The 17,657-nt window shown below is 37.0% G+C and carries 28 protein-coding genes and 4 pseudogenes; 13 read left to right on the top strand and 19 right to left on the bottom strand.

Annotated features, from left to right (window positions below; all coding sequences use genetic code 11):
* Positions 1 to 25: 25 nt before the first annotated feature.
* The gene (folP, locus tag CVFO_RS08590) at positions 26 to 829 is read left to right on the top strand and encodes a dihydropteroate synthase (RefSeq protein WP_201339579.1); all 804 of its coding nucleotides are present in this window, start codon (positions 26 to 28) and stop codon (positions 827 to 829) included.
* 1 nt (position 830) lies between these two features.
* Positions 831 to 2,156 carry a phosphoglucosamine mutase gene (glmM, locus tag CVFO_RS08585; RefSeq protein ID WP_201339578.1) on the top strand — a complete coding sequence of 442 codons (1,326 nt, stop codon included), beginning with the start codon at positions 831 to 833 and terminating at the stop codon, positions 2,154 to 2,156.
* Here the strand turns inward: glmM and CVFO_RS09585 are convergent.
* From CVFO_RS09585 to CVFO_RS09280, 18 genes and pseudogenes are all read right to left on the bottom strand, one after another.
* Positions 2,149 to 2,716, bottom strand: a pseudogene (locus CVFO_RS09585) (methylated-DNA--[protein]-cysteine S-methyltransferase). The gene glmM and the pseudogene CVFO_RS09585 sit on opposite strands and share 8 nt — an antisense overlap.
* 172 nt (positions 2,717 to 2,888) lie before the next feature.
* Positions 2,889 to 3,929 (bottom strand): annotated as a pseudogene (locus CVFO_RS08575) (IS3 family transposase).
* A gap of 95 nt (positions 3,930 to 4,024) precedes the next feature.
* Positions 4,025 to 4,520, bottom strand: a pseudogene (locus CVFO_RS08565) (transposase); the annotation flags it as partial.
* Between the two features lie 263 nt (positions 4,521 to 4,783).
* Complete coding sequence (locus CVFO_RS08560; protein ID WP_201339575.1) at positions 4,784 to 5,101, bottom strand: hypothetical protein; 318 nt, start codon at positions 5,099 to 5,101, stop codon at positions 4,784 to 4,786.
* A gap of 16 nt (positions 5,102 to 5,117) precedes the next feature.
* Positions 5,118 to 5,441: a hypothetical protein gene (locus CVFO_RS08555; protein ID WP_201339574.1), complete on the bottom strand. Its 324-nt coding sequence runs from the start codon at positions 5,439 to 5,441 to the stop codon at positions 5,118 to 5,120.
* Between the two features lie 230 nt (positions 5,442 to 5,671).
* Positions 5,672 to 6,859 carry a BaiN/RdsA family NAD(P)/FAD-dependent oxidoreductase gene (locus tag CVFO_RS08550; RefSeq protein WP_225879272.1) on the bottom strand — a complete coding sequence of 396 codons (1,188 nt, stop codon included), beginning with the start codon at positions 6,857 to 6,859 and terminating at the stop codon, positions 5,672 to 5,674.
* Complete coding sequence (locus CVFO_RS08545; protein ID WP_201339573.1) at positions 6,859 to 8,112, bottom strand: TlpA family protein disulfide reductase; 1,254 nt, start codon at positions 8,110 to 8,112, stop codon at positions 6,859 to 6,861. Before CVFO_RS08545 ends, CVFO_RS08550 begins: the two co-directional genes overlap by 1 nt.
* Complete coding sequence (locus tag CVFO_RS08540; protein ID WP_201339572.1) at positions 8,112 to 8,360, bottom strand: hypothetical protein; 249 nt, start codon at positions 8,358 to 8,360, stop codon at positions 8,112 to 8,114. The genes CVFO_RS08545 and CVFO_RS08540 overlap by 1 nt, the downstream gene beginning before the upstream one ends.
* Complete coding sequence (locus tag CVFO_RS09185) at positions 8,357 to 8,488, bottom strand: hypothetical protein (RefSeq protein WP_281064402.1); 132 nt, start codon at positions 8,486 to 8,488, stop codon at positions 8,357 to 8,359. The genes CVFO_RS08540 and CVFO_RS09185 overlap by 4 nt, the downstream gene beginning before the upstream one ends.
* On the bottom strand, positions 8,472 to 8,627 hold the full coding sequence (locus CVFO_RS08970) for an MBL fold metallo-hydrolase (protein ID WP_225879271.1): 156 nt from the start codon (positions 8,625 to 8,627) through the stop codon (positions 8,472 to 8,474). The genes CVFO_RS09185 and CVFO_RS08970 overlap by 17 nt, the downstream gene beginning before the upstream one ends.
* 23 nt (positions 8,628 to 8,650) lie before the next feature.
* A complete protein-coding gene (locus tag CVFO_RS08965; protein ID WP_225879270.1) occupies positions 8,651 to 8,899 on the bottom strand; it encodes an MBL fold metallo-hydrolase in 249 nt (82 codons plus the stop codon).
* Positions 8,896 to 9,195 carry a YciI family protein gene (locus CVFO_RS08530; protein ID WP_201339571.1) on the bottom strand — a complete coding sequence of 100 codons (300 nt, stop codon included), beginning with the start codon at positions 9,193 to 9,195 and terminating at the stop codon, positions 8,896 to 8,898. The genes CVFO_RS08965 and CVFO_RS08530 overlap by 4 nt, the downstream gene beginning before the upstream one ends.
* 77 nt (positions 9,196 to 9,272) lie before the next feature.
* The gene (locus tag CVFO_RS08525) at positions 9,273 to 9,680 is read right to left on the bottom strand and encodes a DUF2238 domain-containing protein (protein ID WP_281064420.1); all 408 of its coding nucleotides are present in this window, start codon (positions 9,678 to 9,680) and stop codon (positions 9,273 to 9,275) included.
* Positions 9,681 to 9,837: 157 nt separating this feature from the next.
* The gene (dapB, locus tag CVFO_RS08520) at positions 9,838 to 10,581 is read right to left on the bottom strand and encodes a 4-hydroxy-tetrahydrodipicolinate reductase (protein WP_201339569.1); all 744 of its coding nucleotides are present in this window, start codon (positions 10,579 to 10,581) and stop codon (positions 9,838 to 9,840) included.
* A 177-nt stretch (positions 10,582 to 10,758) separates the two neighbouring features.
* Entirely contained in the window at positions 10,759 to 11,001 is a 243-nt protein-coding gene (locus CVFO_RS08515; protein WP_201339568.1) for a helix-turn-helix domain-containing protein, read from the bottom strand.
* Positions 10,992 to 11,780, bottom strand: a complete 789-nt coding sequence (locus tag CVFO_RS09290) for an HRDC domain-containing protein (RefSeq protein WP_342591018.1) — start codon at positions 11,778 to 11,780, stop codon at positions 10,992 to 10,994. Before CVFO_RS09290 ends, CVFO_RS08515 begins: the two co-directional genes overlap by 10 nt.
* A gap of 49 nt (positions 11,781 to 11,829) precedes the next feature.
* A complete protein-coding gene (locus CVFO_RS09285; RefSeq protein ID WP_342591017.1) occupies positions 11,830 to 12,345 on the bottom strand; it encodes a DEAD/DEAH box helicase in 516 nt (171 codons plus the stop codon).
* Positions 12,257 to 12,568, bottom strand: coding sequence for a DEAD/DEAH box helicase (locus tag CVFO_RS09280; RefSeq protein ID WP_342591016.1), 312 nt, complete (start codon positions 12,566 to 12,568; stop codon positions 12,257 to 12,259). The genes CVFO_RS09285 and CVFO_RS09280 overlap by 89 nt, the downstream gene beginning before the upstream one ends.
* Positions 12,569 to 12,714: 146 nt before the next feature.
* Between CVFO_RS09280 and CVFO_RS08505 the strand changes: the two genes are divergently transcribed.
* From CVFO_RS08505 to CVFO_RS08475, 7 genes and pseudogenes are all read left to right on the top strand, one after another.
* Positions 12,715 to 13,278, top strand: coding sequence for a cytochrome b (locus CVFO_RS08505; protein WP_342591015.1), 564 nt, complete (start codon positions 12,715 to 12,717; stop codon positions 13,276 to 13,278).
* A gap of 101 nt (positions 13,279 to 13,379) precedes the next feature.
* Positions 13,380 to 13,517, top strand: a complete 138-nt coding sequence (locus CVFO_RS08500; protein ID WP_201339567.1) for a hypothetical protein — start codon at positions 13,380 to 13,382, stop codon at positions 13,515 to 13,517.
* Complete coding sequence (locus CVFO_RS09575) at positions 13,489 to 13,641, top strand: EF-hand domain-containing protein (RefSeq protein ID WP_225879268.1); 153 nt, start codon at positions 13,489 to 13,491, stop codon at positions 13,639 to 13,641. The genes CVFO_RS08500 and CVFO_RS09575 overlap by 29 nt, the downstream gene beginning before the upstream one ends.
* Before the next feature lie 34 nt (positions 13,642 to 13,675).
* Positions 13,676 to 14,029 (top strand): sigma-70 family RNA polymerase sigma factor, encoded by a 354-nt coding sequence (locus tag CVFO_RS08490; RefSeq protein WP_201339565.1) that lies wholly within the window; start codon positions 13,676 to 13,678, stop codon positions 14,027 to 14,029.
* A gap of 21 nt (positions 14,030 to 14,050) precedes the next feature.
* A pseudogene (locus CVFO_RS08485) lies at positions 14,051 to 14,215 on the top strand (sigma factor-like helix-turn-helix DNA-binding protein); the annotation flags it as partial.
* Positions 14,216 to 14,223: 8 nt separating this feature from the next.
* Positions 14,224 to 14,508 (top strand): hypothetical protein, encoded by a 285-nt coding sequence (locus CVFO_RS08480; protein ID WP_201339563.1) that lies wholly within the window; start codon positions 14,224 to 14,226, stop codon positions 14,506 to 14,508.
* A 111-nt stretch (positions 14,509 to 14,619) separates the two neighbouring features.
* Positions 14,620 to 14,907, top strand: a complete 288-nt coding sequence (locus CVFO_RS08475) for a hypothetical protein (protein WP_201339562.1) — start codon at positions 14,620 to 14,622, stop codon at positions 14,905 to 14,907.
* Positions 14,908 to 14,921: 14 nt separating this feature from the next.
* Here the strand turns inward: CVFO_RS08475 and kdsA are convergent, their stop codons facing one another.
* Positions 14,922 to 15,755 (bottom strand): 3-deoxy-8-phosphooctulonate synthase, encoded by an 834-nt coding sequence (gene kdsA / locus CVFO_RS08470; protein ID WP_201339561.1) that lies wholly within the window; start codon positions 15,753 to 15,755, stop codon positions 14,922 to 14,924.
* 68 nt (positions 15,756 to 15,823) lie between these two features.
* On the opposite strand from kdsA, the gene trpC reads away from it, so the two are divergent.
* From trpC to CVFO_RS08450, 4 genes are read left to right on the top strand one after another with little or no spacing between them, the layout of a single operon-like run.
* On the top strand, positions 15,824 to 16,621 hold the full coding sequence (gene trpC, locus CVFO_RS08465) for an indole-3-glycerol phosphate synthase TrpC (RefSeq protein ID WP_201339560.1): 798 nt from the start codon (positions 15,824 to 15,826) through the stop codon (positions 16,619 to 16,621).
* Positions 16,618 to 17,031, top strand: a complete 414-nt coding sequence (locus CVFO_RS08460) for an OsmC family protein (protein ID WP_201339559.1) — start codon at positions 16,618 to 16,620, stop codon at positions 17,029 to 17,031. Before trpC ends, CVFO_RS08460 begins: the two co-directional genes overlap by 4 nt.
* The gene (locus CVFO_RS08455) at positions 17,024 to 17,245 is read left to right on the top strand and encodes a hypothetical protein (protein ID WP_201339558.1); all 222 of its coding nucleotides are present in this window, start codon (positions 17,024 to 17,026) and stop codon (positions 17,243 to 17,245) included. The genes CVFO_RS08460 and CVFO_RS08455 overlap by 8 nt, the downstream gene beginning before the upstream one ends.
* Entirely contained in the window at positions 17,233 to 17,637 is a 405-nt protein-coding gene (locus CVFO_RS08450; RefSeq protein ID WP_201339557.1) for a hypothetical protein, read from the top strand. Before CVFO_RS08455 ends, CVFO_RS08450 begins: the two co-directional genes overlap by 13 nt.
* Positions 17,638 to 17,657: the final 20 nt, after the last annotated feature.

Below are 17,657 nucleotides of genomic sequence, written 5' to 3'. Positions count from 1 at the left end.
TTTTTGAACATTGCGCCACATCACGATGCAATCTTCTAATGCAATGATTATGGGTGTGCTTAATGTCACACCCGATTCTTTTTCAGATGGCGGTCAATATCTTGCCATTGACAAAGCCATTAATCAGGCTCAACTAATGGTTGACCAAGGTGCTGATATGATTGATATTGGTGGCGAGTCAACCAGACCCAATGCCCTGCAAGTATCCATTGATGACGAAGTCAGCCGTGTTATTCCTGTTATTAAAGCGTTATCTAAATTAATCAGTGTGCCGATTTCCATTGACACTTCAAAAGCAAAAATCATGCAACTTGCCATTGAGGCAGGGGCAAGTATGATTAATGATGTACGTGCTTTGCAAGCTAAATCATCCCTTGAAGTGGTGGCATCAACTGCTAAGGATGTGTGCCTTATGCACATGCAAGGCGACTCTAAAACAATGCAAAACAACCCTGTTTATACAGATGTCATTGATGAAGTAAAACATTTTTTTGATCAAAGAATTGAGGCTTGCATTGGCGCTGGTATTAGCCAAAATAAGATTATTCTAGACCCGGGTTTTGGCTTTGGTAAAACACTCAATCACAATCTTGAAATCCTACGTCGCCTTGACGAGTTTAAAAGCTTTGGTTTGAGGGTTTTGGTGGGTATGTCGCGCAAATCAATGATTGGTAGTATGCTTAATAATAGAAACACAGACGGAAGAATGATTGGTAGTGTAACAACCGCTATAATAGCATCTCAAAACGGTGCAAATATTGTACGTGTGCACGACGTTTTAGAAACTAAAGATGCGTTTAAGGTTTTACAAAGCGTAACAGGAGAGTAAATTGGGTAATTATTTTGGTACTGATGGCATACGTGGCAAGGTAGGTGTTGAGCCTATTACCGCTGATTTTTTCTTAAAATTAGGCTGGGCAGTTGGTTCGGTACTAGCCAAACAAGGTAAAGCCAGTGTTATTATTGGCAAAGACACTCGCGTATCTGGTTATTTATTTGAATCTGCGCTTGAGGCTGGGTTTTTATCCGCCGGTGTTGATGTTGGCTTGCTAGGTCCGATGCCAACACCTGCAGTTGCCTACCTAACGCAAACTTATAATGCCAATGCTGGCGTAGTCATTAGCGCTTCACACAATCATTTTCAAGACAATGGTGTTAAGTTTTTTTCTGCCAAAGGTCTTAAATTAAGCAGCCAAGACCAAAGCGAAATTGAGAAAAAATTAGCCGAGCCCATGGTTAGCGTAGGGGCTGACAAGATTGGCAAAGCCCATAGACACGAACAACCGCTTGGGCGTTATATCGAATTTTGCAAATCAACTTTTGACCGAACACAAAGTCTTTTAGGGCTTAATATCGTCATTGATTGTGCAAATGGCGCTACTTATCACATTGCCCAAAGCGTGTTTTCAGAACTGGGTGCAAATATTAATATCATCAACAACACGCCAGATGGCTTTAATATTAATGAGCATTGTGGCGCAACCGACACCAAACACCTGCAACAAGTGGTATTAGAGTCAAAAGCAGATTTGGGCATTGCCTTTGATGGCGATGGCGATCGCTTAATGATGGTTGATGAAAATGGTGAGTTGGTTGATGGTGACGAGCTGGTATTTATTATTGCCAAGGCTTGGCAATCTCAAGGTAGGCTGGTTAATAACACAGTGGTTGGCACAAAAATGAGCAACTTAGGCATGCGCCACGCACTAAGAGATTTAGACATTAAATTTATTGAGGCTGATGTGGGCGATCGCTTTGTGATGGAGCAAATGCAAAAAAGCGGCTCAATATTAGGTGGCGAAGGTTCAGGGCATATTATATGCCTGAATAAAACCACCTCTGGCGATGGCATTATTTCTGCTTTGCAAGTATTAGAAGTACTGGCAAAAAGCCAATCCAGCCTTGCTAAGTTAAAGCAATCAATGAGTAAATATCCCCAAGTTTTAATTAATGTCAAAACCCAAACAAGAATTAATCTTGAAAATCACACCAAGCTACAACAAACTCAACTCGAAGTTGAGCAAACACTTGGTGATGAGGGTCGAGTATTAATTCGCGTTTCAGGCACAGAGCCACTTATAAGAGTAATGGTTGAAGCTAAAGATAAAATTATTGCTCAGCAAGACGCTGAAAAACTATCAAACATTTTTAAATAGAGTAGAAAACACAATCTATTTGCATGTCATTTGGAAATGACTCGTCTTGAATTGTTATTTTTTTTTCTAAATTTAACAAGCGTTTTTTAATTGATAATTCACCGCCATAACCAACCAGTTCTCCATTACTGCCAATAATACGATGACAAGGAATGATAACGCTAATAGAGTTTGCACCGTTTGCGCTAGCAACTACCCGAACAGCTTTTTCATTATTAATATTTTTTCGCTAGTTGTAAGTAAGTTGAGGTAATACCATATGGTATTTTTATTAGCGCGCCAAACATTTTTTTTGAAAATTAGTACCTACTAACAATAAAGGAATATCAAAAAAAATTTCTATTACCTGCAAGATAACTGTTAAGTTGTTTTTTAGTTTTTGTTAAAATTTTGTCATTCCGTTCTATAAATTAAGCTTTTAATCCATTTTTAATTCTATTATCAATAGTTGTTCTCATTTGTCGGTATCTAAAATCAAGAATACAAAGTTTGTCATCATAAGAACCAAGAATTAGTTCGCCAATTTTTGTTTTGTAATATTGGATGTTGATTTGCTTCATTTTACGATTTTTCTTTTCTTAAGAGTTATAACGCTTGAATTTAAAGAACTGGCAAATTACCTAATGAGGATTAATCTGGAAGTCTTACAACAAGTTCCATTTCAACTTGAAAATCAGGTGCGGCAAGTGTTTAATATCCCAATTTTCCATACAACTCTAAAGTAGAGGCTAGTCATCTTATCACGCCACCTAGGGCAAAGTGCGGTCGTTCGTTATTATAAACCCATAACCACTGTGTGGTTGCATCTTGTGCTTGCTCAACAGAATCAAACAAATGCAGATCTAAACACTCTTGTCTTACTGTACGGTTAAATCTCTCAATGTAGGCATTTTGAGTTGGCTTACCTGGTTGGATGTACATTAACTCAATACCTAAGGCTTGTACCCAGTCTCTTAATGCTTGGCTAATGTATTCAGGACCATTATCACATCTGATAGCCTTGGGCTTGCCACGCCACTGAATCAAACGTTCTAATGATTGAATAACTCGTCTTGCTGGCATGGACAAGTCCACATCAATATTCAAGCCTTCCCGATTGTAATCATCGACAACATTAAAAGTTCTAATGTGCCTGCCATCAGTGAGTGAGTCTGACATAAAATCCATTGACCAAGTTTGGTTAATAGTTGTTGGCACACTCAGTGCTTCGGGTTTATCTCTTTTGATTCTTCTTCTTGGCTTGATTCTTAGATTGAGCTCCAGTTCTTGGTAAATGCGATACACTCGTTTATGGTTAAATTTGTAGTCTTTAACATTACGTAGATATAAATAGCACAGTTTAAAACCCCAACGCTTGTGCGTTGCGGTTAAGCGCAGTAGACAATCGGCAATTAAAGCATTGTCATCACTGAGTTTTGGTTGATAATAATAAGTGCTTTTACTAATGCTACAAACTTCGTAAATAAGTTTGATACTTGTGTTCTTATTTTGTTCATTGATGTTTAAAGCCATCCTCACGCCACTGGGATGGCTTTAGAACTTTTTTGCTAAGGCATCCTTTGTAATTTGCAGTTTCAACTCACTCTCAGCATACATACGCTTGAATTGAGCATTTTCTGATTCTAGCTCTTTTAAGCGTTTAACCATAGAGACAAAATCTGTATCACCGTATTTAGATCTCCATTTGTAAAATGTGGCTTGAGACATTGCGTATTCACGGCATAGATCAGCCACAGATATGCCTGATTGGTTTTGTTTGAGTATGTTGACTATTTATGACTCTGTATATCTTGATTTTTTCATGTGAAAACTCCTTATTTTTTATTATAGAATTTTCTACTTTAGAATGGTGGTTTTTTGGGGTATTACATTTCATCAAGTGGACGATTACGCCATTCAATCGCTTGGGTGATAACCGCCTGCTGAGTGACATTGGATACCAATGTTGCTGAGATGTCTACATCATACATTTCTTTAAAGGTTGAGACGATGTCACGGGTACCTATGCCTTTGGCATATAGGCTTAATATCTGACTATCAAAAGCACCCAATCGGCGTTTGACCTTTTTCAATAATTAAAGGTTCAAAGCTACCTCTGCGGTCTCTTGGGATAGCAAGTTCAACTTCACCATGATTGCCTTTGACGGTTTTAGGGTAATAGCCATTACGAGCATTGCTGTCTGTATTAAGCTCGCTGCTATTTTGCCCATATTTTGGATAACCAAGATGATGTTCCATCTCAGCACCTAATGCTGCTTCAATGGTCATTTTAACCAGTGAAGCAGCTAGATCTGCTAAATCATCTTGGGTGTGGATGTCTTTGGCAAGTTCATCAGCAAAAGCACGGAGCTTTTTCTGGTTGATGCCTGTGTTGTTAAGTTGCTTTTTTTTGTTTCTTGGTATTGTGTTACTCATGTTTTTTCTCCTTTTCGGGGATTATAAAATATGAGGGTTTACACAATCTGGTTTACAGGGTCTGAGTTATATCTACTTGTATAATTACAAAAGGATTCATTCAGCGATTGGGTATTTAACACCTGCTCAAAAGATGGCTGAATTGAAAAAAGCGGCTTGAAATGTGTCCAAGTAGGTTAGAGCATTGCAAACTTGGTAGTAGTTTTGTAAACTCAGTTGAAGCTTTGAGCGCACTGGTTGCAATAACTTACGCGATAATTGCTATTGCTAAATACCAGTACGCCATTATTTAGAACTGTTTTTCTTTTCTTGCTGAGGCTCTTGTTTAGTAGGGCAGCCATTGTGCAACCTCCATTTTTGTTCATGACCAATAGCAATTGCCCAGCTTGGTGCCGGCACTCTTCAACTGATTTTGTTGTTGTGTTTTCTTCTTTAACAGTATTGTTATTAACAGCAAAAAAAGAAAATGACAGTAAACTGCTGCCAAGTATTAAAACCAACGAACTTGCTAATGTCTTTAAGTTTTTCATAGGGGCCTCCTTATGATTAATTAAAAATAAAAAACTCAACAATATCACCAAATATTAAGTAAAGAAGCGCCAGTACTGATAAAGCAAATATTGCCTTTTGTGCTAAATTTAAGCTTTGAATTGATATCCGTGCTTTGCTTAAATCACACGGTCCTCCTGGACAATATTGAGCCTCTTGCTTGTGACATAGGTTATAAATTTTACAACCCACATAAATACCAAACACTACTTCAAAGAATAATAACCCCAAACACGAAGCACAAACAAGAATATTAACCGGCCCTCGAACATTATTAAGCACCACTAAATAAAACATAATAAGTGCCAAAACAAAGCCCATGCCCATCTTTTTTGTGGCGCACCAACGTATTCTGGTGTTTGGTTATTAACCATCCAACGACCCATGACCATGGATGGGGCATATTTAGGATTTAAAAAAATCAAACAAAAATACAATGCCTGTTGCTGCTCTTACCTCGCGCTCATTGAACACAAGTACCTCATAGCCTTTAATTTTATCACTAGATGCAAACATGCCATCCCTTGTCTTTAAGTTATTACCTTCTTAAACTAAACCATCTGCCCAGCCACCCAGCCAGATGACCAAGCCCATTGGAAATTATAACCGCCTAATTGACCTGTCACATCAACAGTTTCACCAATAAAATATAGACTAGGTTGCTTTTTAACTTGCATGGTTTTGGAGGATAACTCATTGGTATCAACCCCACCTAAGCACACCTCAGCAACACGTAAGCCCTCAGCGGCATTTGGATAAAGTTGCCAATTATTAAGCGCACGCCCAAAAAGAGAAAGCTCACTTTTATTAATTTGACCCAGTGGTGTGTTTTCCAGTGGGGTTAATAATAATGTATTTGCTAGTCGCTGCGCAAGTCGTTTAGGAAAGTGTACTGATAAAACGGTTTTTAATGTTGCTTTACCTCGCGTTTGTTGTTGTGCAATTAACCAATCAGTTGCGTCAATGTCTGGCAATAAATTAATGCTTAGCTTGTCACTTGAATGCCAAAATAAAGAGATTTGTAAAATAGCAGGACCACTAATACCTTTGTGCGTTATTAAAATAAAATCTCGAAAGGATTGTCCGTTACATCCAACCACCACCTCTAACGACAAACCTGATAAACCTTTGAAGTAACGATTAATATCATTAACATGGAAAGTCAATGGCACCAGTGCTGGGGTAAAATCAGTCGTGTTAATATTAAATTGCTTAGCAACTTGCAAGCCAAAATCAGTAGCACCTATTTTAGGAATAGAAGCGCCACCAGTTGCAATGACCAAAGTATTTGCTTGATAATCACCTTGATTGGTTTTAAGGTTGTATTTAGTATCGAACTCTAGACTTGTTACTAAAACGTTAAAAACAAAATCAACTCCTACTTGGATACACTCATTCAATAACATTTGTAAGATTGCAGCTGATTTTTGATCGCAAAACAACTGGCCTTGTGTTTTTTCATGCCAACTTAGATTGTGCTTATTCATCAATTTTATAAAATCCCACTGCGTATAACGCGCCAGTGCAGATTTATGAAAATGTGGGTTGTGTGATAAATAAGCCTCTGGCTCAATGGCAAGATTAGTAAAATTACAACGACCACCCCCTGAGATAAGAATTTTTTTACCTGCTTTATTGGCTTTATCAATAACTAAAACTTTTTTATGCCGCTTACCCGCCTCAATTGCACACATAAGCCCTGCTGCACCTGCACCAATAATAACAACCTCATAAGGCACTAAAATAATGACTGAATGGTTTTAACAATTGGCTTAGCATCCCACTCTAGTGCGCCGCGGTAAGTGTATCTAATTTTGCCATTTTTATCCAGAAAAAAATTAGATGGATAAGCATACACATCCCAATCTTTCACCGCCTGTCCAGAGTGGTCAAGCATAATTGGTAAATCAAACTTTACTTTTTTCATGGACGCGTCTATTTCTTGTTTTGACTCGCCGACATTCACCGTAAGAATCTTAAATGGCTTATCTTTCAGTATAGTTTGCAACCTAACCAATGATGGAATTTCTTTCACACAGGGTTTGCACCAATTCGCCCAAAAATTAATTAAGATCACTTGATTATCAAAGTCTTTAATATTTAATAATTGCCCATCAATTGACTTGAACTTAAGACTTATGTTTGATTTACCTTTATAAAGCTTCAGTACAGGCTTGCCAAACGAAAGGCTTTGGCTATTCTTAGTTTGTTTTTTTAGCGTTACTACTTTGGGAATATCAACAGTGCTCATCAAATTCATAGCAAGTACATAAGTATTACTCAAACTTTCTTTGGCCTTTAAATCCATGGGTCTTAAGTCTTTCTCATCGTGCATATGAAACCAACCATGCGCTCCTTTTAATCGATGTGTAAATACGGAACTGCCCCCTATTTTTAATTGCTCAGAGATTTCATCTGCTCTAAAATATTTAGTACTAAATTGTGGTAATAACAAATAAATAGGCAAGTTGCTAACCGTTGAAATATCAACATATTTAGCTTTAGTGCCTAACTCTAGCTTGCCATGAATCAAATGTGGCGAATGAAAGATGTGCCCTTTAATCAAACTAGATTTAGGATTTTCTAATTGCCACTGATGTGCAATTTTAAGCGCCAATTGTGCGCCTCTACCCGAGGTTAGAAAAAATATTTTTTCAAAGCCTTTACGTTCGGCAGTTGATATAATTTCAAGCACATCTTTAACCTTAAACCGATTAATGCTGCTGCGATGTTTTGGTACCATGTAACTACTATGAAGGTCAAGCGCCCAAACATCAACATTATCAACATCAAAAAATGCTAATTGTTGTACTGTGGGTACATAGCCCTTGCTAAAACCACGTTCAGAAGGCAAACATAAAAATAACACTTGTGTGTCTGCTGAATAAACATCAGCACTGATTGTATCGCCTGATATTAATTCAAACTCGGTGCTTTGTCCACTATGAACAAGTGGTGCTAATAAAATCAACAGTAAACTAAACCACTTCATTAAGCGTTATACATTTCTAAAATATAATACAAAGTCATGCCTTCAGATGACCTAGACGGACCTAGTACTTTTGCAGCATACAGATGATTACCAGGGTCTGATTTCTCCATAGCAATGTCTAAATCTTCAACCACTTCAACATTATTGGACGGTACACGCTCACGCTTAATTCTTGGAATTCTGACCACAGCAAATACTTCTTTAACAACGCTAATACTTGGATGTGGGTCTAGTGAATAGCCCTTCATGGTGTCTTAATCATAATTTTTGCACCACAAACTTGATTAGCAGGTACTGCAACATGGATTTTTTTAGGCAAATCTAGCTCCATTGCATTAACTCGACGAGCAAACTCTTGCTTATCTACAACTTCCAATCAATAAGGTATCGTCTGTAAAGATTTGATTATCCACCGCATAAGACATGCAGCCATCTGTATGCCCAGGGGTTGTCATAGCACTCAAAATATAAGCGCCAAATGATAAAGTATCGCCATCATTGAGTAAAATATCCACACAAGTAACTTCATTGGCTGAACCTAGTATACAATTTTAGCCTGTGTAAAGTGCTGTTTTAATGGACAAGAACTGGTAATGTGATCAGCATGCACATGTGTTTCAAGAATATATTTAAGATTCAAACCCAATTCTTCAATCAAGCCAATATCACGTTGCTTAGTTTCATCTACCGCATCAATGATAATAGCGTCCAAAGTTTGCATATCTGCCAAAAGATACGTATAAGTTGAACTGATTTTTTCAAATAAAGGACGTAGTAGTAAACTCATGGCAATACCTTCTTAAATGGTTTAACAATAATGCTAGCATAGGCACCAGACTCGATATAAGGATCTGCATCTGCCCAAACTTTTGCAGCCTCTAAAGAATCAAATTCTGCCACCACTAACGAGCCTGTAAAGCCGGCGCTACCTGGATCATTAGTATCAATGGCAGGATGAGGACCTGCCAAAATTAAGCGCCCTTGTTTTTTTAAAGCCTCTAATCGCTTAATATGTTCTAGACGTACTAACACTCTTTTCTCTAGCGAATCCTCAACATCTTGTGAAATAATAGCATATAACATAATTTTTTTAATGCCTCTCCTGCTAATTACGCTGATTAAACAGCGCTAATAACCCAAATATACAAGCGCCTAATATATCAAAGCAACATATCTTTTTGAGTATCCCAAATATCACCTTGAGAGCCTAAAAAAGTTGCTCCCGACTCTCCACCTTCAGTAATGACATAAACCATTTCAATTATTTCATAACTTGCCGCCCAAAAACCTAGGGCAAATACACCCAATGGCCAAGCCATAAAGTTGTTGCTCACCCACTTTTTACGCACACTAATCTCAACCACAGCATAGGAGAAAATACCAACCAAAAAATGCCCTAAGCGGTCAAAATTATTTCGCCCTTCAGGGATAACAAAATCAAAACCCAATGTTGATAATAGATGATTACTCCAATCAAATGGCACTAGTTCAAAAGTAAAGTGCCCACCAATAGTGTGATAACACAAAAATAAACCCATTAACACATAAGCAAAATTTGAAGCTAGAATAAGTAAGCACTAAAACACCCACAACAGTCAAAACTGGAATATTTTCCGCTCACCAAGTGGCTCTATCATAAGGACTAATTGCTAATATAGTAAGCAAAACTGTATAAATTGCCAATAAAATGAGTGGCACTTTATGTGCATGTAGTCGCATTTTTTTTTAAGTAATCTCCAATACGTCTTTCATTGAGTAAATACAGCCTTTGTTAGAGGGTGCTTTATCCAGCCAAATTGCCGCACGGAGCGCCCCAAGTGCAAAGGTCATTCTTGATGAAGCCTTATGGGTAATTTCTACACGCTCGCCTTGCATAAAAAAACTCACCGTATGTTCACCCACCACATCACCACCACGAATTGTGGAAAATCCAATGGTATTTTTATCTCTTACCTGCTCAATGCCTTCTCGTCCATAAACGGCGCACGTTTTTAAGTCTCTGCCCAAGGTATCAGCAATCACCTCACCCATCTTTAATGCAGTGCCACTAGGGGCATCCACCTTAAAGCGGTGATGCGTCTCAATAATTTCAATATCGCTTTCTTCTCCCACTACTTTTGCCGCCATTTCCAAAAGCTTTAAAGATAAATTAACACCCACGCTCATATTAGGCGCAAACATAATAGGTGTATTCCGTGCAAGGGCGGTTAATTGATTTAGTTCATTATCATTAAAACCTGTCGTACCAATAACCATTTTCTTGCCTGCCTTAGCACAAATTGCTAAATAGCCAAGTGTGGCTACTGGACAAGTAAAGTCAATAAGCACATCAAATTTATCCAAATAATCAATTAAATTATTATCCTGATCAATCTTAACGCCTAACTCAACCTCATCTGATTGCTCAATCACTTCAATAATCGCCTGACCCATTCTGCCATTACTACCCGATACTGCTATTCTTACCATTTGTTCATCTTTTGTTAAATCAAGTTGTAATTATACAACGTAAAAACAATAATCACAGAAAGACCATTACATAAAACTTCTTATCTGCCTTAAATCAAAACATACCACAGTTGCTTTAATTGGTTGCTTTTGGTTTAATTCTTAAGAATATTGGGTGTTTATACTTTTTATTTTTAGTTAGTCCATAATATTTAAATGGTGTTGTATTTTTTCAATTGAATCTACTTGTTCAAGACCTTGTAAAATCCAATGATTGATTGCCTTATCAGTGTGAATTTTGGCAAATAATTGCTGTCTTTTTGAGCGTTCAATTCTGCCACTATTTGCCAGTTTGTTAATGTGGCTTAGCACAGTGGTTAATGCTAAATCGCGTTGTTGACAGATGTTTTCTATGGATGAGTCTTGTTTGATTAATCCCAAGGTTTTGTTTGATAGGTGGTGTGCAATTTTTGAACAGAGGACTTAACTTTGGCAATAGGTTCTTGAAAATCGTTTGCTCTTAAAGTGGCTAATAAATCCAAAAAACGAGCGCCATATTTTTCAAGCTTGACTTGCCCCGCGCCATTAATTTGTAGTAGCTTTTCTTCATTATTAGGTAAAAAATGCGCCATTTCTGTTAACGCCTTATTGTTAAAAATAATATAAGCTGGCATGCCCTCTTCTTTGGCAATTTCTCGCCTTAGCGTCTGCAATGCTTCTAAAATTTTCTCATCTACCGAATATTCTTGATTTTTGATTTGTTTAAATGCCTTACTTTGTGTTTGTAAATTACTTTGGCGAATGTCTACTGCTTGTTCTGACTTTAAGATTTTTTTGGCAATGTCGGTCAATTTTAAAACTTTGAATTCACCTACCATTAAAGCGTCTACCTCCAATAAACGGTCACCAATAATTTTCCACAAAGTTCTGCTGGTAGCATTGCCAATACCATGTACAGATAAATTTTGATGTCTGCTGTTTAACACTTTTTGATTTTTTGATCCCAATAAAACATCACTCTTTAATCCATCCCTACCCGCTCTACCCATTTCTTGATAATAAGCTTCCATGGTTTTAGGAATGGACATGTGCACCACAAAGCGAATGTTACTTTTATCAATCCCCATGCCAAATGCAATCGTGGCGACCATAATATCAATCTCATCATTCACAAATTCACTAAATGCTTGGCGACAACTCTTGAGTTGACAAGCCAGCATGATAGGCACGCGCCTTTAGTCCTTGGGTGCTTAAAAATGCACTTAATGACTAGGTATTTTTACGTGACAATGTATAAATGATGTCTTGTTCATAAGCATGGTTTTGCAAAAAATCTAGCAATTGTTGATGTCCGTTGCCTTGTCGGGATTGAACACTAATAAACAAATTGTCTCGATAAATTTTGCCACGAATAATATTATCACTACGTTTAAACTTTAGCTGATTAACAATATCTTTTTCTACTTGTGTGGTTGCCATTGCCGTAAAAGCAGCAATACCCACTTCAGGAAAATGAGATTTTAATAAGCCCAATTGACGATAATCTGCTCGAAACTCATGCCCCCATTCACTCACGCAATGCGCCTCATCAATGGCAAAAAATGCAATGTTAAGTGTAGCTAAAAAATGCAAAAATTGATCATTTTGCAAACGTTCAGGTGCAACAAGAACAAGTTTCACCACGTCATTTCGCAAATCATTCTGTGCTTGTATGGTTTGCTCCATATCTTGCATAGACGACATCATAACAATAACAGCGCGAATTCCTTTTTGCTGCCAAGCCATGTACCTGATCCTGCATCAATGCTAATAAAGGTGACACCACAACCACAACTCCTTCCATCAACAATGCTGGCAACTGATAGCACAACGATTTACCACCACCTGTTGGTAAAATTAGCAACACATCTTCATGATTCAAAATTTTATCCACCACTGTTTCCTGCAATGGGCGAAACTCATCAAACCCGAAAGTATTTTGTAATATTTGATGCTTACTTTTAGGCATGGATTGCTTTGTCTAGGTGTTTAAAAAAATATCGTACAATCTTCAAATAATACCATTTATAAAGAAAATTTACGAAAAAACGAAGGTTTTTAATATATGGCTCGTACTACGTAAGTTGGATATTATTTTTTAACTGATTTGAAGGCATGCAAAATGACAAAAGACAACAAGCAAAAACTCTCTTTAATTACCATCTCACTACATTGGCTCGTTGCCATTGTTTTTATTGCATTAATTGTAGTGGGTATATACATGGAGGAAAACAAAGTTTTTTTCTATACCCAATACACAAATCAATCGGCATTCTACTCTTTAACGTTATTTTAATATGGGTAATTTGGCGCATTAAAAATGGCTGGCCTGTACCTGTCAGTCAATATAAAAGAATTGAACAAATAGGCGCAAAAACCATTCACTGGATGTTAATTATTGGCACAGTGATGATGCCAATCTCCGGTATGTTAATGTCAGGTGCAGGTGGACATGGCTTATCTATCTTTGGCTTGGAGTTGCTAGCAATCAATCCGGATGAATGGAATCCAGGAAAAGTGATACCACTTAGTAAATCTCTTGCAAGTTTGGGTAATACCTTGCACGGATTGGGTGGAAAAATAATGATATTTTCTATTACATTGCATATCATCGGTGCGTTAAAACACTATTTTATCGATAAAGATAGCACCTTGCATAGAATGCTTGGTAAAAAGTAAATATTTGAGGCTTACAACCGAAGACTTTAAGTTAATATCTCGTATCAATTAGTGTCAGTAAGATATTTTATGTGACCTAACTAAAATATAAGGAAATAACCATGAAAAAACAACTATTAATATTAACCCTAACAACAACTTTATTGTTAACAACAAGTAGTTATGCTTTTAGCGATAATGGCAAAACATGTGATCAAGACCCTGTGAATAATGCTGATAAAAAAAATTACCTTGGATGAATTTATCACACTTAAAAAAGCAAAATTCTCTCAAATGGATACGAATGGTGATGGCGTATTAACACAAAATGAAATGAGGAATTATAGACGAAATCAACATCAACCAATGAGGAGGATGTTTTAATTACGCTTACTAAAAGTAACTCTCTAATAATTTAATGAGCGTTATTAGTAAGAAAAATGACGAATGCTTGATGATTTTGATTCAAAAACACCATCATCAGGTATTTGATATTTTGGTTCAAAGACATCATCAGCGTTTTTATGCTATGTCTTATCGCATGTTGTTCAATCAAAATGATGCTCAAGATATTGTCCAAGAAGCCTTTTTAAAACTTTGGAACAATCCTAATAGTTATCAATCTGAAAAAAGTCTTTTTACCACTTGGTTTTATAGAGTGATTGCTAATTTGTGCCTAGATTATAAGAAAAAAATTAAAACACAATTAATTGAACATATTGACCATGTCGCAGACCCGTCCGATTTGGAAGAAAATTTAGAACAAGAATAAGCGCAATTTAATCTTAAACAAGCCATTATTTCATTGCCTAAGCGACAGCGTTTAGCAATTGTTTTATGCTTTTATGAAAACATGAGCAACAAACAAGCTGCTCAAATTATGAACATCCGACTTAAGGCCTTGCAATCATTACTCATGCGTGGCAAGGCACAACTCAAGCAAAAACTTAATCTATAATAAAAATTATGTTTAATAACGATAAAGAACTCCAATTACAACTTAACAAGCTAAAGGTTCAAGCACCCTCTGCTTATGCCATTCAAAATATTATTAAAAAAAGAAAAGCTCAATCAAACGCCTACATGCCTTCAGAAGTCATGGCGTTAAGTCTATTAATACTACCGAAAAAAATAATACTGATATTTATTTTAATCCTAGGAATTGTTATTGGCTGGGGCTCAACTAACGATATAGCAGACCAAGACGCTTATTTATTTTCTGATTATCAACAAGGTGCTTTTTATGAGTAAAAAAATTAAAATTATTTTAACCATTTCACTACTGTTAAATATTTTACTAATCGGCTTTCACATTGGCATGGTCATCATAAAAAGCCATTACATATAAAATTCTCAAACAGCTTGGCGTATTTACCCAATGCACAACAACAATTAAAAGAAAAATTACAACTATTTCAACAACAAGAAATAACCAATCATAAGAAAACCAGGCACTTATATTCAGATATTTTTAATCTATTATTAGCGCCTGTGTTCGAACCAAGTTTATATGAGGAAAAAAGCCAACAACTAGCGCAATTAAAACGGCAAAAGGATAAATTGATAAAAAACTTTATTAAAGAAACGGCGCTATCATTAGACCAACAACAACGCAAAAGATTTTTTCGCGCCTTAAGATTAGCCACATAAACAGACAAATGTTTTTACAAATTATCTTCTAAAAAGCCATTTTTCTTAGTTATATTGTCTAATTCTTGCAAGGTTTTAAGCAGTTCGTCCATTTTATCAATCGGCATAGAATTAGGGCCGTCGCTCTTGGCATTCCCAGGATCTGGGTGGGTTTCCATAAAAATACCACTAATACCAACAGCAACGGCCGCTCTTGCCAGAACTGGCACCATTTCTCGCTGACCACCTGAGGTTGTGCCTTGTCCACCAGGCTGTTGTACTGAATGCGTAGCATCAAACACCACGGGGCAATTTGTACTACGCATACTTGCCAAACCACGCATATCAGAAACCAAAGTGTTATAGCCAAACGAAGTGCCACGATCACACACAGTAATTTGTTGATTGCCTGTGGCACGAGCCTTTTCAATCACATTGTTCATATCCCAAGGGGCTTGAAATTGGCCTTTTTTGATATTAACAGGCAAGCCCTGTTTACAAACATTTTGAATAAAATTAGTTTGACGCACCAAAAAAGCAGGTGTTTGCATCATATCAACCACACTTGCCACTTCATCAAGTGGTGTGTCTTCATGAACATCGGTTAAAACAGGCACACTAACTTCATCTTTAACTTTTTGCAAAATTCTTAGACCTTGCTCCAACCCCAAACCTCTAAAACTATTGGCACTGGTTCGATTTGCCTTATCATAGGATGACTTATAAATAAAGTTGATGCCTAAATCACTGGTGACTTTTGCCAAATAAGTCGCTGTTTCCATTGCCAAAGCTTCAGATTCAATAACGCAGGGACCTGCTATTAAAAAAAATGGCTGATCAATACCTACTTCAAAACCTAGTAATTTCATGGCTTAAGTCTTGCTTAAAAATTCAAAGTTTAATTATAAGTTATACAATTCATTTAAAATACTTAATCATGACAAATACCCCTGATATTTTAAAAAAAATTATTGCTAGAAAGCAACAAGAAATTGCGCAATGTATAAAAACCATGCCTTTGGCAGAGGTTGTTGAGCAATCAAAAAACGCATCAAAAACACGTGGTTTTTACCAAGCCCTTAAAACCAAAGTAGATGCCAAGCAAAATGCTGTGATTGCTGAGATTAAAAAAGCCTCCCCCTCAAAAGGTGTTTTACGCAAAGGTTTTAACCCGGTTGAAATCGCCAAAAGTTATGAGCTAGGGGGTGCTACTTGCTTATCCATCCTTACTGATAAAGATTTTTTCCAAGGTGATAATCAATACTTAATTGACGCAAGAGCAACCGTGTCACTACCCGTTTTACGCAAAGAATTTATTATTGATGCTTACCAAGTTTATGAAGCACGCGTAATGGGTTCAGACTGTATTTTACTCATCACTGCTTGTTTAACTGACACGCAAATGAATGAGTTTTCATCATTAGCAATCTCCCTAAGTATGGATGTATTAATTGAAGTGCACAACTTAAAAGAACTTAAACGCACACTCAAACTTAACCTGCCAATGATAGGTATTAACAATCGCAATCTGCGCACGTTTGAAGTCTCTTTACAAACGACAATAGACTTATTAAAAGAAATCAAGGGGGATACTCTGGTCATCACTGAAAGTGGCATTTTAAACGCTGAAAACGTAGCACTTATGAAATTAAATAATATTCACAGCTATTTGGTGGGTGAAGCCTTTATGCGCCAGCCCAACCCAGGGCAAGCATTACGAGAGATTTTTGCATGAAAACAACCATTAAATGGATTGATAACATGATGATGGTCGGCGAATCAGCCAGTGGTCACGCTGTGGTTATGGACGGCCCTGAAGGGCTGGGTGGCAAAAATTTAGGCATTCGCCCCATGGAAATGCTACTACTTGGTATGGGTGGTTGCACCACCGTTGATGTTGTTTCAACTTTAAAAAAAATGCGTGAAGAAGTGCAAGATTGCTACGCAGAAATTACCGCTAAACGTGCAGATGAGCATCCAAAAGTATTTACTGAGATTCATATTCACTTTGTTATTAAGGGGCACAACTTAAATGACAAAAAAGTAGCCAAAGCAATCAGTTTATCTGCAGATAAACATTGCTCTGCTGCCATCATGCTAGGGAAAACCGCCCAAGTTACGCACGATTTCGAAATTCATGAATAACGCTTGGGGCTGGTTTGGCACGGTTACTGGCATTACGGGTGGCTTATTAGTAGCACTTAACTTTGAATGGTCTAAATTTGGCTATTTTTTTTTTATGGCATCGGCCATTAGTTGGATTGTTCAAGGTGCTAAAAATAATGATAATTCTCTAGTGTTGCTTAATACGGTTTTTGTTTGCGTTAATACATTAGGAATTTACCATTGGTTTTCCTAAAATCATTACTCGCTTTAACCTTTGGCTTTAGTGTTCTAGTCAATTACAGTTTAGCGCAAACAACAAATATTATCCAAACAGTCAAAGCATCAGATGTTAAAGTACTTAACCTTGAAATTAGCTATGAGCCAGGTGAAAACGTCTTTGATATTAAAAATCAAGCAGATGACATCAAAAGCCAACTGCTTTATCATGAATACCAACTAGGCATACCCATTAGTTATGACGAGCAATGGAGCAAATCAGAACAAGCCATTCTCAATGTCAAAATGAAGCTTGAAGCATTAGAGGAAAAAGTCAAATTCAAAGGCGACTGGGGCAAAATACGACTCAAACTTGACCCTAAAGAACGCTACCGAAAAATCAACCTAAAATACCAGTATGGTTTCTAAAACTCGGCATTTAAATTTTA

Origin of the sequence: Isorropodon fossajaponicum endosymbiont JTNG4 (assembly GCF_016592615.1) — a bacterium.
Lineage (GTDB): Bacteria > Pseudomonadota > Gammaproteobacteria > PS1 > Pseudothioglobaceae > Ruthia.
The sequence above is the reverse complement of the archived record's forward strand: the minus strand, read 5'-3'. Positions and strand labels throughout refer to the sequence as shown.

Coding starts and splice junctions, on each gene's coding strand:
- folP (WP_201339579.1), top strand. CDS start 26: ATGCAATCTTCTAATGCAATGATTATGGGTGTGCTTAATGTCACACCC.
- CVFO_RS08560 (WP_201339575.1), bottom strand. CDS start 5,101: ATGAAAAACTTAAAGACATTAGCAAGTTCGTTGGTTTTAATACTTGGC.
- CVFO_RS08555 (WP_201339574.1), bottom strand. CDS start 5,441: ATGGGCTTTGTTTTGGCACTTATTATGTTTTATTTAGTGGTGCTTAAT.
- CVFO_RS08545 (WP_201339573.1), bottom strand. CDS start 8,112: ATGAAGTGGTTTAGTTTACTGTTGATTTTATTAGCACCACTTGTTCAT.
- CVFO_RS08540 (WP_201339572.1), bottom strand. CDS start 8,360: ATGAAGGGCTATTCACTAGACCCACATCCAAGTATTAGCGTTGTTAAA.
- CVFO_RS08965 (WP_225879270.1), bottom strand. CDS start 8,899: ATGAGTTTACTACTACGTCCTTTATTTGAAAAAATCAGTTCAACTTAT.
- CVFO_RS08530 (WP_201339571.1), bottom strand. CDS start 9,195: ATGTTATATGCTATTATTTCACAAGATGTTGAGGATTCGCTAGAGAAA.
- dapB (WP_201339569.1), bottom strand. CDS start 10,581: ATGGTAAGAATAGCAGTATCGGGTAGTAATGGCAGAATGGGTCAGGCG.
- CVFO_RS09290 (WP_342591018.1), bottom strand. CDS start 11,780: ATGCTGGCTTGTCAACTCAAGAGTTGTCGCCAAGCATTTAGTGAATTT.
- CVFO_RS09285 (WP_342591017.1), bottom strand. CDS start 12,345: ATGGCTTGGCAGCAAAAAGGAATTCGCGCTGTTATTGTTATGATGTCG.
- CVFO_RS09280 (WP_342591016.1), bottom strand. CDS start 12,568: ATGCCTAAAAGTAAGCATCAAATATTACAAAATACTTTCGGGTTTGAT.
- CVFO_RS08505 (WP_342591015.1), top strand. CDS start 12,715: ATGCAAAATGACAAAAGACAACAAGCAAAAACTCTCTTTAATTACCAT.
- CVFO_RS08500 (WP_201339567.1), top strand. CDS start 13,380: ATGAAAAAACAACTATTAATATTAACCCTAACAACAACTTTATTGTTA.
- CVFO_RS09575 (WP_225879268.1), top strand. CDS start 13,489: ATGCTGATAAAAAAAATTACCTTGGATGAATTTATCACACTTAAAAAA.
- CVFO_RS08490 (WP_201339565.1), top strand. CDS start 13,676: ATGAGCGTTATTAGTAAGAAAAATGACGAATGCTTGATGATTTTGATT.
- CVFO_RS08480 (WP_201339563.1), top strand. CDS start 14,224: ATGTTTAATAACGATAAAGAACTCCAATTACAACTTAACAAGCTAAAG.
- kdsA (WP_201339561.1), bottom strand. CDS start 15,755: ATGAAATTACTAGGTTTTGAAGTAGGTATTGATCAGCCATTTTTTTTA.
- trpC (WP_201339560.1), top strand. CDS start 15,824: ATGACAAATACCCCTGATATTTTAAAAAAAATTATTGCTAGAAAGCAA.
- CVFO_RS08460 (WP_201339559.1), top strand. CDS start 16,618: ATGAAAACAACCATTAAATGGATTGATAACATGATGATGGTCGGCGAA.
- CVFO_RS08455 (WP_201339558.1), top strand. CDS start 17,024: ATGAATAACGCTTGGGGCTGGTTTGGCACGGTTACTGGCATTACGGGT.